Origin of the sequence: Amycolatopsis sp. Hca4 (assembly GCF_013364075.1) — a bacterium.
Classification (GTDB): Bacteria; Actinomycetota; Actinomycetes; order Mycobacteriales; family Pseudonocardiaceae; genus Amycolatopsis.
On record NZ_CP054925.1, the window covers coordinates 5443134 to 5462691 of the forward strand.

Sequence of the window (19558 nt, forward strand, 5' to 3'; positions counted from 1 at the left end):
TACCCGGTCGGGTGATGCAGTGGGATCGGATCGGCCGTTCCGTGCGTCACAGTGCTGCCGAGGGGTCACGATGGGTGCACCCCAAACCGGAAAGGCGGTGGCATGTCGGGCGAGTTCGAGCACCTGGTGGCCGAGTACGAGCGGTTCCAGGCGGGCGTCCGCCGGGCCGACGACCGGTTCGCCGGGCTGGGTGCCATGCAGCAGCAGCTGACCGAGCTGCGGGCGAGCGCCGCGTCGCCCGACGGGGGTGTCACCGTCGTCACCGGGCCCGGCGGGGCCGTCCTCGACGTCAAGTTCACCGAAGCCGCGCTCGCCAAGGGGCCGCACGCGCTGTCGGCGACGCTCCTCACCACGTTGCGGGAGGCCGTCGGGGAGGCCGCGCGGCGGCAGGCCGTGATCGTCGAGGAAAACATGGGCGACGACCTCGGGCTGGTCGACCAGGTGCTGGAGACGCAGGCCGTCGCGTTCGGGACCACCGTCGAGGAACTGCGGGCGAAGCTCACCGAGGAGCCACCGAAAACCGAGGACTTCTCGGAGCAGCGGGTGCTGCGCCCGGCCGATCCCCCTCCGGCGCCGCCCGCGGCCGGTCCGTCCGCGGGCGACCGCTTCCTGCGCACCCTGTTCGACGAGGAGGACTGATGGGCAGCGGCTACCGGGTCCGGGTGGACGCCCTGCACGAGTACGCCGGCGAGCTGGACAAGTACCGCGAGCAGGGCGCGAAGATCACCGAAAAGGTGACCCAGGCCGACGTCGGCGACAAGTCGTGGGGCGTGGTCGGCCTCTTCACCAAGAGCGGCTACGACGACACCCTGCGCGAGCTGCACACGCTGCTGGCCTCGATCGCGGACGGCCTGGCCTCCGCGCAGGCCAAGCTGACCGACGCGGCCGACGTCTACCAGGGCGTCGAGGACGACCACAAGATCTTCTTCGGCCAGGTCGAGACCCTGCTCGACGGCCCGGGAAAGCACTGAGGGGAACACATGGCCGAGGTCGAAGACGTCGCGAGCGGCATCACCGTCAAGCCGGACGACCCGAAGACCGTGCTCGGGGTCAACGTCGACAACGCGATCAAGGCGACCCCGTTCGCCGGCGGCGCGGTCACCGTCGGCAAGGACGCCGTCTCGGTGACGAAGGCCGTCTTCGCGCCGCAGCCGGACGGTGCCGACATCACCCTCGCGCTCGGCACCATCGCCACCGACACCGCGAGCTTCATCCAGTCGAGCGCGAGCACCATCACCGACATCGCGACCGACCCGCTCGGCTGGCTGGTCGGGCAGGGGCTGAACTTCCTGGTCAACGCGGTCCAGCCGATCCAGGACGCGATCCACTTCGTCAGCGGCGACGGCCCGGCGCTGGGGATCGCGGCGGAGAACTTCGGCGCCATCGCCACCGGGCTGGACGAGCTGGCCCGGAACTTCGCCGAGGTCGCGGACGACTCCCTGAAGGACTGGGAGGGCGACGCGAGCAACGCGGCGAAGACGGCGCTGGGCGAGTTCGCGCACGGCATCGAGGGCGTCGCCGGGAAGTCCGGTGAACTGGCGCGGATGCTGCAGCTCAACAGCATGCTGATGAGCTTCGTCGAGGACGTGATCAAGGCCATCCTCACCGAGTTCGTGACGTGGCTGATCCTGCTGTGGGTGCCGGCGCTGGCCGCCGCGGTGCCGACCTGCGGGGCGTCGCTGTCCGCCGCGGCCCCGGTGACCGAGGTCAAGGCGGCCCAGACCACCGCGAAGACCACCCAGAAGGTCAACAAGCTGCGCGAGCTGCTGCAGAAGGTGCTCGACTGGCTCCGGAAGCTGCAGCAGAAGTTCGCCTCGACGACGCTGGGCAAGTCGCTCACGAAGATCGCGCAGGAGAACGAGGGCAAGGACCTGCTCCAGAAGGCCGCCGGCGACAAGGGCCTGATCGGCAAGCGCTGGGCGAAGGCCTTCGAGAACCCGGTGCTCGACGCCGCCGGCAAGGTCGACTACCAGAAGACGATGCTGAAGGCCGGCGCCACCGAAGCCCTGAAGAAGGGCGGCGAAGCCGCCGTCAAGGGCGTGCTCGGCTACAACCCGGCCAACCCCGGCGACAACCCGGCCAAGACGGTGAACGACCACCTCGGCAAGCTCACCAGCCACGTCAAGAACGCCAAGAAGGCGAGCGGCTACGACGGGACGGGCCGGGACCAGTCCGTCGAGGAGACCCGCGAGGACCTGGACTTCTGACGATGCAGACGCTCTTCACGATCGGCGTCCTGGTGGTCGTGGCCGCGGTCAGCGGCGCGGTCTGGTGGCGGACGCAGCGCAAGGCCGCCGCGAGCCGTGAGGGCCACTGGTTCAAGGCGCTCGCGGCGGAGCGGGGTGGCACGTTCGGCAGCGGCTCCCCCACCTTCGGCGTCTTTCACCCGACCGGGCGGCCGCTGACGGGGCCGCCCGAGGACCCGTGGGTCGAGTTCCGCCTCGGCGACCGGCCGGTGCTCGCGATCGACACGCGGGAGTCCTACCGGAACTTCGACGACCACATCCACTTCCGCGACCTGCACGTCACCCAGGTGCGCGTGCCGCCGGGCCCGGAGCTGCGGATCGTCCCCGGCCGTCCGGTGTCGATGCCGACGCTCCCGCCGGACTCGGCGCTCGACGCCGAACTGGCCCGCTGGCTGGCGGCGAACCCGCGCTTCGCGCAGCGCGAGGTGGTGGTCGAGAACGGCGCCGCGCGGACCTGGGGCCCGGGCTGCGCGACCCGGCAGAACGTGCTCGCCGAAGCCGGGTACCTCGCCGACCTGGCCGACCACCTGCCCGCGGCGCTGTGGGACCTCAGCGGCGACGCGTCGTGAGGTGGGTCAGGCCGGCCGAGAGCGCGAACACCAGCCCGAGGCCGACGACGTAGGGGCCGGCGAGCAGGGCGAACCCCGCGCCGATGTTGGCGTCGGGCTGGTCCGAGGTCGCCCGGAAGCCGATCGCACCCACCGCGAGCAGGATCGCCCCGGCGGTGATCAGCACGACGGCGACCACCGTGAGTTTTTTGGTGACGGGCGTCATGCGTTCATGGTGCCCGCCGCGGCGCGGATCCGCCGGACGGCGGCCTCAGCCGAGCCGTCCGGTGCAGGCGGCGACCTCGCCCGGGGCCGACTTCTGCGTGGTCACCACCCGGCCACCGGCCGAGACCCGGCACTCGACCGCGCCGGTCCCCTGCCCGAGCAGCTGCACCGAACCGGGTGCCGCCCACGAGAACTCCTTCCGCCACGGCAGCCGGACGTCGAGTTCCTGGTGGACCAGGCCGAGGCCGTTCGTGTCGTAGACGACCGTCGCCGTACCCGTGCCGGTCAGCTCGTAGGTCACCCGGTAGCCGGACGGTGCCGGCGGGGTCGAGGTGTAGGTCGCCGTCGCCATGATCGTGCGCGGCGGGACCGAAGACAGCGACGGCTCCCCCACCACCGCGACCGGCGGTGCGGCCGCCGGCGGCCCGTCGTCGCCGAGGATGAAGATGCCCGCGGTCACCGCCGCGATGGCGATCACCGCGATGGCGAGCCTGCCCACCAGTTGCCGGTTCATCGGGGACTCCCAAGGGAAGGGGCGGCACTTCACGGGGAAGTGCCGCCCCGGATCGGTCAGAAGGAGGGCAGGAGCTTGCCCGGGACGCCGTTGACCGACTGGATCAGGCCGAGCACCGGCACACCCAGCGGCGCGAACGTCCAGATGTTGTTCAGGCCGCTGGTGTCCGGCTCGTCGACCACGACGACACCGGGGGTGCCGGCCGCCAGCGCGGGGGCCGCCGCGCCGAACAGGGCGGCTCCGGCGAGGGCGGCCGCAGCGGTGGCGCGGATGAGGTTCTTCTTCATGGCAGGCACCTTTCAGGAGACGGCGGTGATGAGGTCGAACACGGGCGCGAGCAGGCCGACCGGCTGGCCGACCGGGCCGAGGACGCTGCCGAGGTCGACGCCGGGGACGAGCCAGACCGGGCCCTGCGTCGGGTCGGCACTGGCGACGCCGCCGGCCAGACCGGTCAACGCCGTTGCCGCGGCCAGCGGCAGCAGCACGCGGGCAGCGAGACGCTTCATGTGGTTTTCCTTTCGTGACAAAGGTTTCAGCGGAGAACCGCCGTGATCGGCACGATGGTTCCGTCGGGGACCCACTGGCCCGCGTAGTCGCGGTCCATCACCATTCCGGTGGCGTGGGGTTCGGTGGGGTACATCGGCATGGCGTTGACCTGGGCGGCGGCGAAGACCTGCACGTCGCCCGCCGCCCGGTCCGCGCCGAGCCAGGTGCGGAAGCCGCCGAGGGTCGGGCTTTCGCCGCCGAAGCGGTTGCCGACGGCCACGGCGTACCCGACCGCGGCCGCCTCCCGCGGGTCGAACCGCAACGGCAGGGACGCGCTGGCCACGGCGTTGACGATCGGCCCGTTCAGCAGCCACGGCGCCAGGTACAACCCGTACTGGTGGGTGGGTTCCAGTCGCTGCAGCTCGGCCGCCCGCGTCATCGCCGTGTAGCCGGGACCCCAGCCGGAGACGACGAGGAGTGCGGTGTCGGGCCCGGCGTCCGGCCGCACCGGCAAGCCGGTGCGGGCCGCGGTTTCCCGCACCAGCTTCGCGGCCGCGACACCGCGCGGCGAGTCGTCCGAGACCAGCGTGAGGGCCGAGGGTTGCCGGCCGGCCAGGAACTCGACCAGCTTGACCAGCGCTCCCCCGTCCTCCGGCGCCAGCGCGTCGGAGGGGCACGCGGCCAGCACGTCGGCGCGGCCGGCGACCAGGCCGCCGAGTGCCGCCGACGCGCATTCCGGCGCGTCCGCGTCGGCGATCGCCGGGCCGGCCGCGGTGCCCGCGTCGACCTCGACCACCGTCGTCGTGCCGCCGTGCCGGATCTCCAGGTCGCTGCGACCGGGCGGCAGGTCGACGTCGGCCCAGGTGCCCTCGGCGCCGGGCCGGGTGACGGCCTTGGTGATCAGCCCGCCGCGCAGGCCGGCGGCGAGGTCGTCGCCCGCGCTCGCCGGGAAGTGGACGACGTTGTGCCCCGGCCGCTGCGGGCTGACCAGCACCGGGAACCCCGGCTCGTCGGCCAGCAGCGGGACGCCCGGTACGGGCAGCGGCGGGGGCGCCGGAAGCGCGCCGAGCGCGCTCCAGGCGAGGAACGCGAGCCCGACGGCGACCGCGCCGGGGCGGTAGGCGCGGGCCCGCAGCACCACCGCGAGCCCGCCTGCCACCACCGGCAGGACCACCAGTGCCACCACCACGAACCCGAAGACCGTCGTGCCCAGCCGCCGGTCGAACCCGAGCCCGGACAACCCGAACCGCGCCGCACCGGCGACGACGAACAGCCCGCCGAGGGTGATCGCGAGCGGCCCCGGCCGGACCGCCGCCGTCGCCACCGGGCCGAACAGCGCGAAGCCGAACCACACGGCCGCCCCGGCGACGAACACCGAGTCGAGCGCGAAGCCGACCCCCGTGCCACCGGCCGAGGTCTCGAGGACGACCAGGGCCAGCAACGCGGCCGACGCCCAGCGCCCGGCCCGCGGCCACCGCAGCAGCAGCGGCACGGCGACCGCGAGCACGACGTGCCCGGCGAGCGCGATCGGGTTGAGGTCGACCGCGAACGCCGACAGCACGGCGAGCAGCGCCGACAGCCCGCCGAGGCCGTACAGCGTGAGCTTCCGCGGCCGCGTCAGCTCACCCAGCGGCCGCAGCAGCCCGCCGCCGGCGAGGAACGCCGTGGCCAGCAGCAGGGCCAGCCGGAGTCCGAGCGCCAGGACGTCCACAGTGGACGAACCGGTCGCCGGGTCGTGGTGGTGGTCCATCGGGTTACCTCACGTCCGCGTCCGCGACCACGAACAGCTCGGAGTGCGGCTTGGCGTTGCCGAAGGCTCCGTGCGGCCAGGACTTGCGGTTGAAGTTGATGCCGACCTGGCCGGTGAACTCGTCCCGGAAGTTCGAGTCGACCGACACCTTCCCGTCCGGGCCGAGGTTCAGCAGGTTGACCTTGTGGTCACCGTCCAAACCGGACCGCGCGACGAAGTAGTTCGACACGGCGAGGTGCTGCGGGGTGTCGGTTTCGTGGTAGAAGCCGTCGCTGCCGAGCACGAAGTTGTCGTAGGCGCCCCAGTGCGGGCCCGCACCCGGCGTGCCCGGGTTGATCGGGGCCGCGCCGACGACGGTCGGCAGGTCGCCGCCCCCGCCCTGCTGCGCCTTCGCCTTGGTGTCGATCCGGCCCTCGATGTCCTCGATCCGGTCGCCGGCGTTGACCAGCTTCTGGATGTCGAGCACGTAGACGCCGCCGGTGGTGCCGGGGTCGTCGGCCGAGAGGGTGCCCTTCTGCCGCCCGACGATCGCGCGGTAGAGGTACTTGTCGTCCGGGCTGGTCTGGATCCAGCCGCCGTTGGAGCTGCCGCCGTTCGAGTCGTTGTTCGCGTAGATCGCCTTGTTGGCGGCGCCGTCGTCGAACACCTCGATCCAGTGCGGCTCGGCCGCGGTGATGTCCGGCGTGTAGAACACCGCGCCGCCCTGCATGGTCTGGGCGAAGGCGCCCTTGTGCCCGGGCAGGTTGGTCACGGTGGTCTCCATGACCGCGCGGCTCTCGGCGTGCAGCGGGTCGGCCGGGTCGGCGCGCGGGCCGTCCTGCAGGTAGGACACCGACTTCAGCTTCGGGTGGTTGCGGTCGGAGATGTCCCAGGTCCGCACGGTCGGCCGGCGCAGGTACGGCGACGGCTGCTTCACCGGGTCGAGGATGATGTTGCGCGGCTCGGCGTAGTCGCTGGTGACGAGCGTGTTCAGGTCCTCGCGGGCCTGGATGCCGTGCGGGTTGGCGCAGGTCGGCTTGCCCAGCTGCGGCAGGTTGTCGCAGAGCTTCTGGTTGTCGCCCTGCGGGGTTGCCGCCGGGGACTCGGAAAGCACCTGCGCGTTCTGTCCGAAGTGGACGACCTCGCCGGGGCTGCCCGCGAAGCCGTTGCCGATCTGCGTGGAACCGTCGGCGTACGCGTGCGGGCCGGGGACGACCGGGCCGCCCATGTACGTGCCGTACGCGGTGCCGTCCTTGAGCACCCAGTAGGCGTCCGGGACGCTGCCGCCGAGGGTGTTCGTCGGCAGGCTGACGCCCTTGAGCTTCAGCTGCGGCAGCGCGCTGACGTCGAAGGCGTAGGTCGCCGCGGCGAACAGCGCGCCGGCGTAGATGGTGTCGCCCTTGTGCCACACGTACTGCATGTGGTGCGGCTCGTTCTCGACGAGCGGGCCGACGGTGGCGGTGTTGACCACCTTGCCGTAGGTCGGCGAGCCCTGCGTGGCGTCGATGACGGCGAGGAAGTCCGGGCCGGGCAGGGCGTTCTTGATCTTGTTGAGGCCGCCGCCGAGCGTGCCCGGCAGGTTCTTGACGTCCTTGACCAGCGTGTCGGCGATGTTCTCGTCACCGGCCCAGACGAGCAGCCACTTCTTCGGCGTGCCGCCCTCCGCGCGGGCGAGGTCCTTGGTCACCAGGTGGTTCTGCACCCAGTACTGCTTGCCGTCGGACGCGGTCTTCGCGTCGGTGACGGTCTGGACGTCGGCGTAGGCGCCGGTGGCCGAACCGGTGTAGGTGACAGCGCCGGCCGCGAGGGCGAGAGCGGCGGCGCCGGTCACCACCTTTCGCCACCGGCCCGGGCGCAACGGAGTTGCTCGCATGGGTTCTCCCAGTTCTTTTCACACAGACGGAAACCGTTGGGGCACAACGGAAAGCTGACGTCAGCAAACCTGGACGGGATATTCGCCCCAACCGGGCACCGGGGTCCAGTCGTGATCAAAGAATGAGAAACGACCCGAAAGGGTTAATCTCCCACGAAGTGGGCCGAGTTGACACGCTTCGCTACGCCGAACGGGTGGGCACGACGGCTAGACCAACCGGCGGTGTCACGGTTGGTCACAATGGCGCAGCCCCGGCGCCTGAACGCCGGGGCTGGGAGTTATGGATTCGTTATCAAGTGCCGGGAACTTCGGGTCAGAGTTTGGCTCCGCAGTCCGAGCAGAACATCGCGCCGGGCTTGTTGCCCTCGTTCCCGCACCCGCCGCAGGCGACCTTCAGCGCGAGCGACGTCCCGCAGGACACGCAGAACTTGCCGCCGTCGGCCTTCAAGCCGCAGCCCGGGCACGTCACCTTGGCGCGGGTGTCGATGTCCAGGTCCGCCGTCCAGTTCCTCTCGCGGGCCTGCTCCCAGATCTGGTCGCGCTGGGCCGAGGCCTGGGCGCGCGAGATTTCTTCGGCGACGCTCGGCGAGCAGCGCAGGCACTGGCCGATCTCCTCGTTCCAGCACTGGTCGTGGCACATCCAGTCGCCGCAGCCGCGGCACTGCCGGAAGCTCGGGGTGATCTCCTCGACCGCCGCCGCGAGGGCGCGGTCCTTGGCCGGGGAGTTCGTCGCGCGGTCGTAACGCCACTGGTCGGCCGAATTGCTCAGGTCGCGCAGGGTCCCGCCGAAGAAGGAGCCCACCGCGCGGAGCACGCTGCGGCCCGTCTCGACGTTGTCGCGCCGGAAGGCCGAGCGGAAACCGTTGCCGCAGCGTTCACAGCGGAACTCGAACTGGTACCCCTGCAGGTTCGAGAGGTCCGAGAAGTTGTCCGTGAAGGGCACAGAGTCAGCCACGGCCCATTCTCGCCGGGCCGCCGCGGCCGAGGTGAGGAGAGTTTTGCCGACAACGGCCCGGCTACCGGCCGTCACGGGCCGGCGCGAACGCCGGCGGGAGCAGGGCCGGCCGTCCGACGGCTTCCCGCACGCGGCTACCTCCGAGGCCTGGTCCTGACCGAAGGGCTGCCCGGAAGGCGGCTGCTCGCCCGGGGCCGAGCTGGTAGACGAGAGGGATGCCGATCTTGACTCGCCGGATGCGTGCGCTCGCCGTCACCCTCGCCGCCTCGGCCACCCTCGTCGTCCCCGCCACCGCCTCGGCCACGCCGCGGGCTTTCGTCGCGCTCTCCGATGTCGCGCCGACGATTCTGCAGGACATCCGCTACGACACGCGGCACAACTTCGTCGGCCGCCGCATCGACGGGTACCGCCAGCCGCTGTGCATCCTCACCCGGCAGGCCGCCGAAGGGCTGCGGAAGGCACAGGCGCAGCTGGTCCGGCAGGGCTACACGCTCAAGGTGTACGACTGCTACCGGCCGCAGCGGGCCGTCGACCACTTCGTGCGGTGGGCCAAGGACCTCGCGGACGAAAAGATGAAGGCGGAGTTCTACCCGAACGTCGCCAAGGACCGGCTCTTCGCCGACGGGTACATCGCCGAGAAGTCCGGGCACAGCCGCGGCAGCACGATGGACCTCACGCTCGTCCGCCTCCCGCCGCGGTTCCAGCGCCCCTACGTCCCGGGCGAGCCGCTCGTGCCGTGCTTCGCGCCGCGGGAGCAGCGCTTCCCGGACAACACCGTCGACATGGGCACCGGCTACGACTGCTTCGACCCGCTCGCCCACACCGACAACCCGGCGATCACCGGCGTCGCCCGGCAGCACCGGGACCTGCTGCGCTCGACGATGGCCGCGGCCGGGTTCCGGAACCTGCCCGAGGAGTGGTGGCACTTCACGCTGAACGGCGAACCGTTCCCGGACACCTACTTCGACTTCCCGGTGTCCCGGGGCAGCCTGCACTGAACCGAAAGCGGCGCCCCGCGGTCCACTGTGGACCGCGGGGCGCCGTTGGGTCGTGTCAGGCCGGGCGACGGCGGCGGGCGCCGAACACCAGGCCGCCACCGAGGGCGAGGGCCAACAGCGCCAGCGCGCCGAGGCCGAGCGCGTCGACACCGGTGCTGGCGAGGCCGGAGCCGCTGCCCTGGCCGCCGCCGGTGCCGCCGGGCGCGCCGGTGGTCGAGGTCGGGGCACCGGCGGTGCAGTCGGCCGGGTTGACCGGCACGACCGGGAGCGGCGCGTCACCTGCCTCCAGGTCGATCCCGACCCGGGACTCCGACGAACCCCGCACGTCGAGGTTGGTCGGGTTCTCGTACTTGACCTTCAAGCCCTTCGGCGGCAGCAGGTACAGCCGGTACTCGGGCCCGGCCACCAGGTCGTGGAACTCGAAGTGCCCCTTCGCGTCGGTCGTCTGCTCACCGGTGACCGGGCAGTGCTGGTCGGACACCAGGACGACCTCGACCCCGGGGACGCCCTGGTCACCCTGCTTCACGTCGCCCACGACGGACCCCTTGGCCCCCGGCACCGCAGCCCGGGCCGCGGCCTGCGCGTGGTTCTCGGTGTCGACTTCGGCATAGCCGAAGTCACAGGCGGCGGCCACGTAACCACGGTCGAAGGCGGCCTTCGGCACCGTTTCGGACACGTCGAACGTCCGCGTCTGCCCCGGCGCGATCGTCACGCCGTCCGCGGCGAGCTCGCCCCACCCCGGGCCGCGGCCGTTCAGGATGTAGCCGTTGCCGACGCGGTTGCACGCGGCGACGATGCCGGTGAGCGGGATCGGTCCGGAGTTGGAGAGCGTCACGGTCACGTGCGCGAGGTCGCCGACCTGGTAGCTGTCCTGGGTGAAGGCCATCGAAGCCTTCAGCGCGCCGTTCAGCGGCGGAGTTCCGCGGACGACCAGGTTCGTGTCCGGTCCGACCTGGACGTTCCGGAACGGGAACAGCCAGCCGTCGACGACGTCGCCGCCGAAGTAGTACTTGGCCGCCGGGATCTCACCGAAGTCGAAGCGGCCGTCCTTGCCGCTCGTGGCCTTGAAGGTGAGTCTGCTGTACCGCAGGGTAAGCGTGATGCCGGTCAGCTCCTCGCCCGCGTCGAGCTTCCCGTTGCCGTTCGCATCGCCGTACACGACGCCGGCCGGGTGCCCGGGTGTCTTCCGTAGCTTGATCGAGAGGCTGAAACTCGGGGCGACGCCGTGACCGTCCTTGTCGTACACGAAGCCGCGCAGGATCGCGTGGTCCTGGCTGATGTCCTGCAGCTGGCCGACGACCGCCTGGGTGAAGGTCTCTCCCGGCTGCAGCGTCACCCCCGGCTTCCCGCTGAGCGGGCCCCAGCCGTCGATGAACGGGACCACGAGGTCGTCCGGCTTGTCGAAGAACTGGACGATCTGCAGCCCTTCGACCGGCACGCTGCGCGGGTTGTGGATCTTGATGCCGAAGTGGACGTCCTCGTTGGTCGGGTAGGACTCCGCGAGGTCGAACGACACGTCGAGATCCGGCTGCAGAACGGGATCGTCCTGCGGCTGGGCCGCCGCGGGCTTGCTCTCCGGCTGGGTGGAACTCGGCGCCGGCGCCTCCGGAGCGGTCGGCGCTTCCGATGTGGACGGCGCGGCCGAAGTCGGCGTCGCCGTGGCCTCCGGTGCCGGGTCCGCGGCCGCCGGGCCGGCGAAGACGCTGGTCAGCACCGCGGCGGCCGTCAACGCGGCGAAACCGCGCGCGAGAGATCTCGCGCTTCTGGATGTGTTCACGAACAGTCACCCCTGATTACCCGATGAAACGCGCAAAGCCCCCGAACCGCGTGAACCGGCTCACTCTAGCGGTATTCGGGGCGGGTGAATACCTGATCAGGGTGACAAAAAGGGAAAGGCCCCCGCCGGAAACCCGGCGAGGGCCTTTCCCTTCGAATCAGCTTCAGCGGAAGTCGCGGCCGAAGTCGTAGTCGTCCAGCGGCACCGCGGCACCGGTACCCGTACCGAACACGTCCGGGGTGTAGTAGCCGTCGTCGTAGGACGGGATCGCGTACGCCGCGACCCGGGCCTCCTCGGTCGGCTGCACCTGGATGTTGCGGTAGCGGTTGATGCCCGTACCGGCCGGGATCAGCTTACCGATGATCACGTTCTCCTTGAGGCCGACGAGCTTGTCCGAGCGGCCGTTGATCGCCGCGTCGGTCAGGACTCGCGTGGTCTCCTGGAACGACGCCGCCGACAGCCACGAGTCCGTGGTCAGCGACGCCTTCGTGATACCCATCAGCACCGGACGACCCGAAGCCGGCTCGCCGCCCTCGGCGACCGCGGCCCGGTTCGTCGCCTCGAACTTGGTCCGCTCGGGCAGTTCGCCCGGCAGGAAGTCCGTGGCACCGGAGTCGATGATCGTCACCCGGCGCAGCATCTGCCGGACGATGACCTCGATGTGCTTGTCGTGGATCGACACACCCTGGGCGCGGTACACCTTCTGGACCTCGTCCACCAGGTGGATCTGCGCCTCGCGCGGCCCCATGACCCGCAGGACCTCGTGCGGGTCCGGCGTGCCCTCGAGCAGCTGCTGGCCGACGTGCACGTGGTCACCGTCGCCCAGCGGGCCGTTCGGGGTGTTCGCGAGCCGCTGCCGCTTGGACAGCTTGTCGAAGACGATCTCCTCGCCCCCGTCGTCCGGGATGAGGGTGATCTTCCAGAACCGCTCGCTCTCCTCGATCCGCACGCGACCGTCGACGTCGGCGATGGGCGCCTTGCCCTTCGGGACGCGGGCCTCGAACAGCTCCTGGACACGCGGCAGACCGGTCGTGATGTCGTCACCGGCCACACCACCCTGGTGGAACGTACGCATCGTCAGCTGCGTACCCGGCTCACCGATCGACTGGGCGGCGACGATACCCACCGCCTCGCCGACGTCGACGAGCTGACCGGTCGCCATCGAGCGGCCGTAGCAGGTCGCGCAGATACCGACGGCCGACTCACACGTCAGCACCGAGCGGACCTTGACCTTCGAGATCCCGCTGCCGAGCAGCTTCTCGATGGCCGGGTCGCCCAGGTCGTCGCCGGCGTTCAGCACGACGTTGCCCTTGGCGTCCACCGCGTCCGTCGCGAGGTTCCGCGCGTACACGGAGGTCTCGACGTGCTGGTCGCGCAGGACCTTGCCGTCGCCGATGTCCTCACCGATCGGCATCATGATGCCGCGGGTGGTGCCGCAGTCGACCTCGCGGACGATGACGTCCTGCGAGACGTCCACCAGACGCCGGGTCAGGTAACCCGAGTCGGCGGTGCGGAGCGCCGTGTCCGCCAGGCCCTTCCGGGCACCGTGCGTCGCGATGAAGTACTCCGCCACCGACAGGCCCTCACGGAAGTTGGCCTTGATCGGACGCGGGATGTACTCACCCTTCGGGTTCGACACCAGGCCACGCATCCCGGCCAGGGACCGGACCTGCGTCATGTTACCGGCGGCGCCCGACTTCACGATCATGGCGATCGGGTTGTCGTCCGGCAGCGCCGTCTCCATGATCTTGTGGACCTCTTCGGTGGCCTGCGTCCACACCTTGACGAGCTCGTTGTTGCGCTCGGCGTGCGACAGCTGACCGCGCTGGTAGCGCTTCTCCACCTGGGAGGCCTTGCCCTCGTACTCGTCGAGGATGGCCTTCTTGCCCACCGGGGTGAGCACGTCCGAGATGGCGACGGTGACACCCGACCGGGTCGCCCAGTAGAAGCCGGCGTCCTTCAGCCGGTCCAGGGTCTGCGCGACCTGGGTCATCGAGTACCGCTCGGCGAGGTCGTTCACGATCGCGGCCTGCCGCTTCTTCGGCATCGGCTCGTTGATGAACGGGTAGTCCGCCGGCAGCAGCTCGTTGAACAGCACGCGGCCCAGGGTCGTCTCGGCCAGCCACGCCTTGCCCGGCTCCCAGCCCTTCTCCGCGAGCCGCGGCTCGTCGGCCTTGGCCGGCTGCCGGTCGGTGATGCGGATCTTGACCGGGGCGTGCAGGCTCAGCGCCTTGCGGTCGAAGGCCATGATGGCCTCGGCCGGCGACGAGTACGCGTTGCCCGCGCCCTCGGCGTTCTCGTTGAGCCGGGTCAGGTGGAACAGACCCGTGACCATGTCCAGCCGCGGCATGGCGAGCGGACGGCCCGACGCCGGCGACAGGATGTTGTTCGCCGACAGCATCAGGATCCGGGCCTCGGCCTGCGCCTCGGCCGACAGCGGCAGGTGCACCGCCATCTGGTCACCGTCGAAGTCCGCGTTGAACGCCTCGCAGACCAGCGGGTGCAGCTGGATGGCCTTGCCTTCGACCAGCTGCGGCTCGAAGGCCTGGATGCCGAGGCGGTGCAGGGTCGGCGCGCGGTTCAGCATCACCGGGTGGCCGGTGATGACCTCTTCCAGCACGTCCCACACCTGCGGCCGCGAGCGCTCCACCATCCGCTTGGCGGACTTGATGTTCTGCGCGTGGTTCAGGTCGACCAGCCGCTTCATGACGAACGGCTTGAACAGCTCGAGCGCCATGTCCTTCGGCAGACCGCACTGGTGCAGCTTCAGCTGCGGGCCGACGATGATGACCGAACGGCCCGAGTAGTCGACGCGCTTGCCGAGCAGGTTCTGGCGGAACCGGCCCTGCTTGCCCTTGAGCAGGTCGGACAGCGACTTCAGCGGCCGGTTGCCCGGGCCGGTGACCGGACGGCCGCGGCGGCCGTTGTCGAACAGCGCGTCGACGGCCTCCTGCAGCATCCGCTTCTCGTTGTTGACGATGATCTCGGGCGCGCCGAGGTCGATCAGCCGCTTGAGGCGGTTGTTCCGGTTGATCACCCGGCGGTACAGGTCGTTCAGGTCGGAGGTCGCGAAGCGGCCACCGTCCAGCTGCACCATCGGGCGCAGGTCCGGCGGGATCACCGGGACGGCGTCGAGCACCATGCCGCGCGGGTCGTTGCCGGTGGCCTGGAAGGCCGCGACGACCTTGAGCCGCTTCAGCGCGCGGAGCTTCTTCTGCCCCTTGCCGTTGCGGATGGTGTCGCGCAGGCTCTCGGCCTCGGCGTTGACGTCGAACTCGGTGGCCAGCTTCTGGATGGCCTCCGCGCCCATGCCGCCGGTGAAGTACTCGCCGTAGCGGTCGACGAGCTCGCGGTAGAGCAGCTCGTCGGCGATCAGCTGGCGGGTGTCGAGCTTCGTGAAGGTCGTCCAGACCTCCTCGAGGCGGTCCAGCTCGCGGCCGGCGCGGTCGCGGATCTGGCGCATCTCCCGCTCGCCGCCCTCCTTGACCTTGCGGCGGACGTCGGACTTGGCGCCCTCCGCCTCCAGCGCGGCCAGGTCGGCTTCGAGCTTCTGCGCGCGGGCTTCGATGTCCGCGTCACGCTTGGTCTCGAGGTTCTTGCGCTCGACGCCGATCTCGTTCTCGAGGGTCGGCAGGTCGTTGTGGCGCAGCTCCGTGTTCACGCCCGTGATGACGTAAGCAGCGAAGTAGATGATCTTCTCGAGGTCCTTCGGCGCCAGGTCCAGCAGGTAGCCGAGGCGGGAAGGAACACCCTTGAAGTACCAGATGTGGGTGACCGGGGCGGCCAGCTCGATGTGGCCCATCCGCTCGCGGCGCACCTTGGCGCGGGTCACCTCGACGCCGCAGCGCTCACAGATGATGCCCTTGAAGCGGACGCGCTTGTACTTGCCGCAGTAGCACTCCCAGTCCCGGGTCGGGCCGAAGATCTTCTCGCAGAAGAGGCCGTCCTTCTCGGGCTTGAGCGTCCGGTAGTTGATGGTCTCCGGCTTCTTGACCTCGCCGTACGACCACTGACGGATGTCGTCGGCCGTGGCGAGACCAATGCGGAGCTCATCGAAGAAGTTGACGTCCAGCACGTCTAAGTCCCCTTGGGGTTGTATCGGCTAGAGAGGGGTCGGCGGGCGAGCTCCGGGGCCTGCGGGAGGCCGGCCCCGGAGCTCAGCTCGCGATCAGTGCACGACGTCGTCCACCGAGGGCGACTCGTTGCGGGACAGGTTGATGCCGAGGTTCGCCGCGGCGCGCTCGAGATCCTCGTCGTCGGAGTCGCGCATCTCGATCGCCGCACCGTCGCTGGAGAGCACCTCGACGTTGAGGCACAGCGACTGGAGCTCCTTGAGGAGCACCTTGAACGACTCCGGGATGCCCGGCTCGGGGATGTTCTCGCCCTTGACGATGGCCTCGTACACCTTGACGCGGCCGACCACGTCGTCCGACTTGATCGTCAGCAGCTCCTGCAGCGTGTAGGCGGCGCCGTACGCCTGCATCGCCCAGCACTCCATCTCACCGAAGCGCTGGCCACCGAACTGCGCCTTACCACCCAGCGGCTGCTGCGTGATCATCGAGTACGGACCGGTGGAGCGGGCGTGGATCTTGTCGTCGACCAGGTGGTGCAGCTTCAGGATGTACATGTAGCCGACCGCGACCGGGTACGGGTACGGCTCGCCGGAGCGGCCGTCGAACAGGTTGGCCTTCCCGTTCTCCTTGACCATCCGCTCGCCGTCGCGGTTCGGCTTGGTCGCGCTGAGCAGCCCGGTGAGCTCCTCTTCCTTCGCGCCGTCGAACACCGGGGTGGCGGTGTTCGTGCCCGGCGCGACGTCGCGGAGCTCGGGCGAAAGGTTCTTCGCCCAGTCCGGGTCGCCCTCGATCGTCCAGCCCTGCGAGGCCAGCCAGCCGAGGTGCAGCTCGAGGATCTGGCCGATGTTCATCCGTCGCGGCACACCGTGCGTGTTCAGGATGATGTCGACCGGGGTGCCGTCCTCCATGAACGGCATGTCCTCGACCGGCAGGATCTTGCCGATGACACCCTTGTTGCCGTGCCGGCCGGCGAGCTTGTCGCCCGGCTGGATCTTGCGCTTCTGGGCCACGTAGACGCGGACCAGCTCGTTGACGCCCGGGGGCAGCTCGTCGTCGTCCTCGCGGGAGAACACCCGGATGCCGATGACCTTGCCGGTCTCGCCGTGCGGCACCTTCAGCGAGGTGTCGCGGACTTCGCGGGCCTTCTCGCCGAAGATCGCGCGGAGCAGGCGCTCCTCCGGGGTCAGCTCGGTCTCGCCCTTCGGCGTGACCTTGCCGACCAGGATGTCGCCGTCGCGGACCTCGGCACCGATCCGGATGATGCCGCGCTCGTCGAGGTCGGCCAGGACCTCCTCGGAGACGTTCGGGATGTCCCGGGTGATCTCCTCGGCGCCCAGCTTCGTGTCGCGGGCGTCGATCTCGTGCTCCTCGATGTGGATCGACGTCAGCACGTCGTCCTGCACCAGGCGCTCGGAGAGGATGATCGCGTCCTCGTAGTTGTGGCCTTCCCACGGCATGACCGCGACCAGCAGATTCTTGCCGAGGGCGACCTCACCGTTTTCGGTGGACGGGCCGTCGGCGATGACCTGGCCCGCTTCCACCCGGTCGCCCTCGTTGACGATCGGGCGGTGGTTGAAGCAGGTGCCGTGGTTCGAGCGGCGGAACTTGTAGAGGCTGTAGCTCTTGCGGGTGCCGTCGTCGTGCATGACCGTGATCAGGTCGGCCGACAGCTCCTCGACCACGCCCGACTGCTCGGCGACCAGCATGTCGCCGGAGTCGATCGCGGCCCGCAGCTCCACGCCGGTGCCGACGTACGGCGCCTGGCTGCGGAGCAGCGGCACGGCCTGACGCTGCATGTTCGCGCCCATGAGCGCGCGGTTCGCGTCGTCGTGCTCGAGGAACGGGATCATCGCCGTCGCGATCGAGACCATCTGCCGCGGCGACACGTCCATGTAGTCGATGTCGAGCGGGTCGATCAGCTCGACCTCACCGCCCTTGCGCCGCGCCATGACCCGGTCTTCGACGAAGTTGCCGTCGTCGTCGATCGGGGCGTTCGCCTGCGCCTTGACGAACCGGTCCTCTTCGTCCGCCGTCAGGTAGTCGATCTGGTCGGTGACCCGGCCCTCGATGACCTTGCGGTACGGCGTCTCGATGAAGCCGAACGGGTTGACCCGCGCGTAGGAGCAGAGCGAGCCGATCAGGCCGATGTTCGGGCCTTCCGGCGTCTCGATCGGGCACATCCGGCCGTAGTGCGACGGGTGGACGTCGCGGACCTCCATGCCGGCGCGCTCACGCGACAGACCACCCGGGCCCAGCGCGTTGAGGCGGCGCTTGTGGGTCAGGCCGTCGATCGGGTTCGTCTGCTGCATGAACTGCGACAGCTGCGAGGTGCCGAAGAACTCCTTGATCGCCGCGCCGATCGGGCGGATGTTGATCAGGGTCTGCGGGGTGATCGCCTCGACGTCCTGCGTGGTCATGCGCTCGCGGACGACGCGCTCGGTGCGCGACAGGCCGACCCGGATCTGGTTCTGGATCAGCTCGCCGACGGTGCGGATGCGGCGGTTGCCGAAGTGGTCGATGTCGTCGGTCTCGACCGGGATCTCGGTCCCGTTCGCGGCGGTCATCTTGTCCTCGCCGGCGTGCAGCCGGACCAGGTACTCGATGATCGTGACGATGTCTTCTTCGGTCAGCGTGCCGTTGTCGATCGGGGTCGACAGGCCCAGCTTCTTGTTGACCTTGTACCGGCCGACCTTGGCCAGGTCGTAGCGCTTCGCCTTGAAGAACAGGTTCTCCAGCAGGGTCTGCGCGCTCTCCTTCGTGGGCGGCTCGCCCGGGCGGAGCTTGCGGTAGATGTCGAGCAGGGCCTCGTCGGTGCCCGCGGTGTGGTCCTTCTCGAGGGTGGCCAGCAGCGTCTCCGAGAAGGAGAAGCGCTCGCGGATCGCCTCGGTGGTCCAGCCGAGCGCCTTCAGCAGCACGGTGACCGGCTGGCGGCGCTTGCGGTCGATGCGGACGCCGACGGTGTCGCGCTTGTCGACGTCGAACTCCAGCCAGGCACCCCGGCTCGGGATGACCCGGACGCTGAAGACGTCCTTGTCGGAGGTCTTGTCGATGTCCTTCGAGTAGTAGACACCGGGCGAGCGGACCAGCTGGGACACCACGACACGCTCGGTGCCGTTGATGACGAAGGTGCCCTTGTCGGTCATCACCGGGAAGTCGCCCAGGAAGACCGTCTGGCTCTTGATCTCGCCCGTGTTGTTGTTGACGAACTCCGCCGTGACGAACAGCGGGGCCGCGTACGTCATGTCCTTGTCCTTGCACTCCTCGATCGAGGCCTTGACCTCGTCGAAGCGCGGGGCGGAGAAGGACAGGGACATCGAGCCGGAGAAGTCTTCGATCGGCGAGATCTCGTTGAGGACCTCTTCGAGGCCGCCGACCGGGTTCTCCTCACCCTCCTCGACACGGCGCTGGAACCACGCTTCGTCCCCGGTGAACCACTGGAACGACTGGATCTGGACGTCGAGCAGGTTGGGGGTGTTCAGGGGTTCGCGAATCTTTGCGAAGGAAACCCGCTTGGGCGCGCCGGGGATACCCGTGGCCTCCGAGCGAGATTCAGCCGAGGTGGTCGCAGCAGTGGCCTGGTTCGCGGGAGAGACTGCCAAGATGCGTCCTTCCGGGGACAATGAGCGGTGACGGCCGCCATAGCAACAGCTATCAGCGACTGTCAAGGGTGCCGTGTGCCCACTATCCTAACTACCGGCTCCGGGCAGCCTGAAAGAGGGCAGCGCAAAGAGACAGTCTAGCCCGAACGTCGCGGCCTGTCCAGGGGGCACTCCAGATGGGGCCCAGCCTGCTTCGCAACGTCTTCAGGTATGCCTCCGGGCGAGCCGGTGGTCCCTCCCGCAAGGGCCCCGGTTTCGCCGTCGGGAGTAAGCGTGACCCCACCGGCGCTTCGAGTCAAGATGCCACACGGGGGTCCCGCCGGTTGGCGCAGCGTGGAAGAGGTTCAGCGGAGCGTGAGCGGCCGAATATCATTCCAGCTACCAGCCGGTAACGCCACCTTGGCGGCTCTACCTGCGGTTTTCCGGTGTGTCGGGGGTATGGCGAAGGCGACACGGCCGGGCTGCGGCCGGGCGTGTCGGGGACGGTTCCCGAAGATCGGTGACGAGGGAGAGCGCTTGCCGGCGACGTGGCGCC

At 69.8% G+C, this 19558-nt stretch carries 15 protein-coding genes; 5 read left to right on the plus strand and 10 right to left on the minus strand.

Features of this window, described 5'->3' with window-relative positions:
• Positions 1–102: 102 nt before the first annotated feature.
• The 4 genes from HUT10_RS24005 to HUT10_RS51195 are packed head-to-tail and all read left to right on the plus strand — an operon-like array spanning position 103 to position 2815.
• A complete protein-coding gene (locus HUT10_RS24005) occupies positions 103–639 on the plus strand; it encodes a YbaB/EbfC family nucleoid-associated protein (RefSeq protein ID WP_176173275.1) in 537 nt (178 codons plus the stop codon).
• On the plus strand, positions 639–971 hold the full coding sequence (locus HUT10_RS24010; RefSeq protein WP_176173276.1) for a hypothetical protein: 333 nt from the start codon (positions 639–641) through the stop codon (positions 969–971). Before HUT10_RS24005 ends, HUT10_RS24010 begins: the two co-directional genes overlap by 1 nt.
• Positions 972–980: 9 nt before the next feature.
• A complete protein-coding gene (locus HUT10_RS24015; RefSeq protein WP_176173277.1) occupies positions 981–2207 on the plus strand; it encodes a hypothetical protein in 1227 nt (408 codons plus the stop codon).
• 2 nt (positions 2208–2209) lie between these two features.
• Positions 2210–2815 carry a hypothetical protein gene (locus HUT10_RS51195; RefSeq protein ID WP_254897005.1) on the plus strand — a complete coding sequence of 202 codons (606 nt, stop codon included), beginning with the start codon at positions 2210–2212 and terminating at the stop codon, positions 2813–2815.
• Here the strand turns inward: HUT10_RS51195 and HUT10_RS24025 are convergent.
• The 7 genes from HUT10_RS24025 to HUT10_RS24055 all read right to left on the minus strand — a co-directional run bounded on the left by HUT10_RS24025 (position 2796) and on the right by HUT10_RS24055 (position 8576).
• Entirely contained in the window at positions 2796–3020 is a 225-nt protein-coding gene (locus HUT10_RS24025; RefSeq protein WP_176173278.1) for a hypothetical protein, read from the minus strand. The two genes, HUT10_RS51195 and HUT10_RS24025, sit on opposite strands and share 20 nt — an antisense overlap.
• A gap of 45 nt (positions 3021–3065) precedes the next feature.
• Positions 3066–3533, minus strand: coding sequence for a hypothetical protein (locus tag HUT10_RS24030; protein WP_176173279.1), 468 nt, complete (start codon positions 3531–3533; stop codon positions 3066–3068).
• 56 nt (positions 3534–3589) lie between these two features.
• Positions 3590–3820 carry a hypothetical protein gene (locus tag HUT10_RS24035; RefSeq protein ID WP_176173280.1) on the minus strand — a complete coding sequence of 77 codons (231 nt, stop codon included), beginning with the start codon at positions 3818–3820 and terminating at the stop codon, positions 3590–3592.
• Positions 3821–3832: 12 nt separating this feature from the next.
• Entirely contained in the window at positions 3833–4039 is a 207-nt protein-coding gene (locus HUT10_RS24040) for a hypothetical protein (protein WP_176173281.1), read from the minus strand.
• A 26-nt stretch (positions 4040–4065) separates the two neighbouring features.
• The gene (locus tag HUT10_RS24045; RefSeq protein ID WP_176173282.1) at positions 4066–5769 is read right to left on the minus strand and encodes a hypothetical protein; all 1704 of its coding nucleotides are present in this window, start codon (positions 5767–5769) and stop codon (positions 4066–4068) included.
• A gap of 4 nt (positions 5770–5773) precedes the next feature.
• Positions 5774–7621, minus strand: a complete 1848-nt coding sequence (locus HUT10_RS24050) for a hypothetical protein (RefSeq protein WP_176173283.1) — start codon at positions 7619–7621, stop codon at positions 5774–5776.
• A gap of 313 nt (positions 7622–7934) precedes the next feature.
• Positions 7935–8576, minus strand: a complete 642-nt coding sequence (locus tag HUT10_RS24055) for a zinc ribbon domain-containing protein (RefSeq protein ID WP_254897006.1) — start codon at positions 8574–8576, stop codon at positions 7935–7937.
• A gap of 215 nt (positions 8577–8791) precedes the next feature.
• On the opposite strand from HUT10_RS24055, the gene HUT10_RS24060 reads away from it, so the two are divergent.
• The gene (locus HUT10_RS24060) at positions 8792–9574 is read left to right on the plus strand and encodes a M15 family metallopeptidase (protein WP_176173284.1); all 783 of its coding nucleotides are present in this window, start codon (positions 8792–8794) and stop codon (positions 9572–9574) included.
• A 55-nt stretch (positions 9575–9629) separates the two neighbouring features.
• Here HUT10_RS24060 and HUT10_RS24065 read toward each other — a convergent pair whose 3' ends face one another.
• From HUT10_RS24065 to HUT10_RS24075, 3 genes are all read right to left on the minus strand, one after another.
• Positions 9630–11351 (minus strand): hypothetical protein, encoded by a 1722-nt coding sequence (locus tag HUT10_RS24065; RefSeq protein WP_254897007.1) that lies wholly within the window; start codon positions 11349–11351, stop codon positions 9630–9632.
• 163 nt (positions 11352–11514) lie between these two features.
• Entirely contained in the window at positions 11515–15426 is a 3912-nt protein-coding gene (locus tag HUT10_RS24070) for a DNA-directed RNA polymerase subunit beta' (protein WP_176173285.1), read from the minus strand.
• A 93-nt stretch (positions 15427–15519) separates the two neighbouring features.
• Entirely contained in the window at positions 15520–19023 is a 3504-nt protein-coding gene (locus HUT10_RS24075; RefSeq protein WP_176173286.1) for a DNA-directed RNA polymerase subunit beta, read from the minus strand.
• Positions 19024–19558 lie beyond the last annotated feature (535 nt).

Coding starts and splice junctions, on each gene's coding strand:
- HUT10_RS24050 (WP_176173283.1), bottom strand. CDS start 7,621: ATGCGAGCAACTCCGTTGCGCCCGGGCCGGTGGCGAAAGGTGGTGACC.
- HUT10_RS24035 (WP_176173280.1), bottom strand. CDS start 3,820: ATGAAGAAGAACCTCATCCGCGCCACCGCTGCGGCCGCCCTCGCCGGA.
- HUT10_RS24060 (WP_176173284.1), top strand. CDS start 8,792: ATGCCGATCTTGACTCGCCGGATGCGTGCGCTCGCCGTCACCCTCGCC.
- HUT10_RS24015 (WP_176173277.1), top strand. CDS start 981: ATGGCCGAGGTCGAAGACGTCGCGAGCGGCATCACCGTCAAGCCGGAC.
- HUT10_RS24030 (WP_176173279.1), bottom strand. CDS start 3,533: ATGAACCGGCAACTGGTGGGCAGGCTCGCCATCGCGGTGATCGCCATC.
- HUT10_RS24025 (WP_176173278.1), bottom strand. CDS start 3,020: ATGACGCCCGTCACCAAAAAACTCACGGTGGTCGCCGTCGTGCTGATC.
- HUT10_RS24010 (WP_176173276.1), top strand. CDS start 639: ATGGGCAGCGGCTACCGGGTCCGGGTGGACGCCCTGCACGAGTACGCC.
- HUT10_RS24045 (WP_176173282.1), bottom strand. CDS start 5,769: ATGGACCACCACCACGACCCGGCGACCGGTTCGTCCACTGTGGACGTC.
- HUT10_RS24040 (WP_176173281.1), bottom strand. CDS start 4,039: ATGAAGCGTCTCGCTGCCCGCGTGCTGCTGCCGCTGGCCGCGGCAACG.
- HUT10_RS24005 (WP_176173275.1), top strand. CDS start 103: ATGTCGGGCGAGTTCGAGCACCTGGTGGCCGAGTACGAGCGGTTCCAG.
- HUT10_RS51195 (WP_254897005.1), top strand. CDS start 2,210: ATGCAGACGCTCTTCACGATCGGCGTCCTGGTGGTCGTGGCCGCGGTC.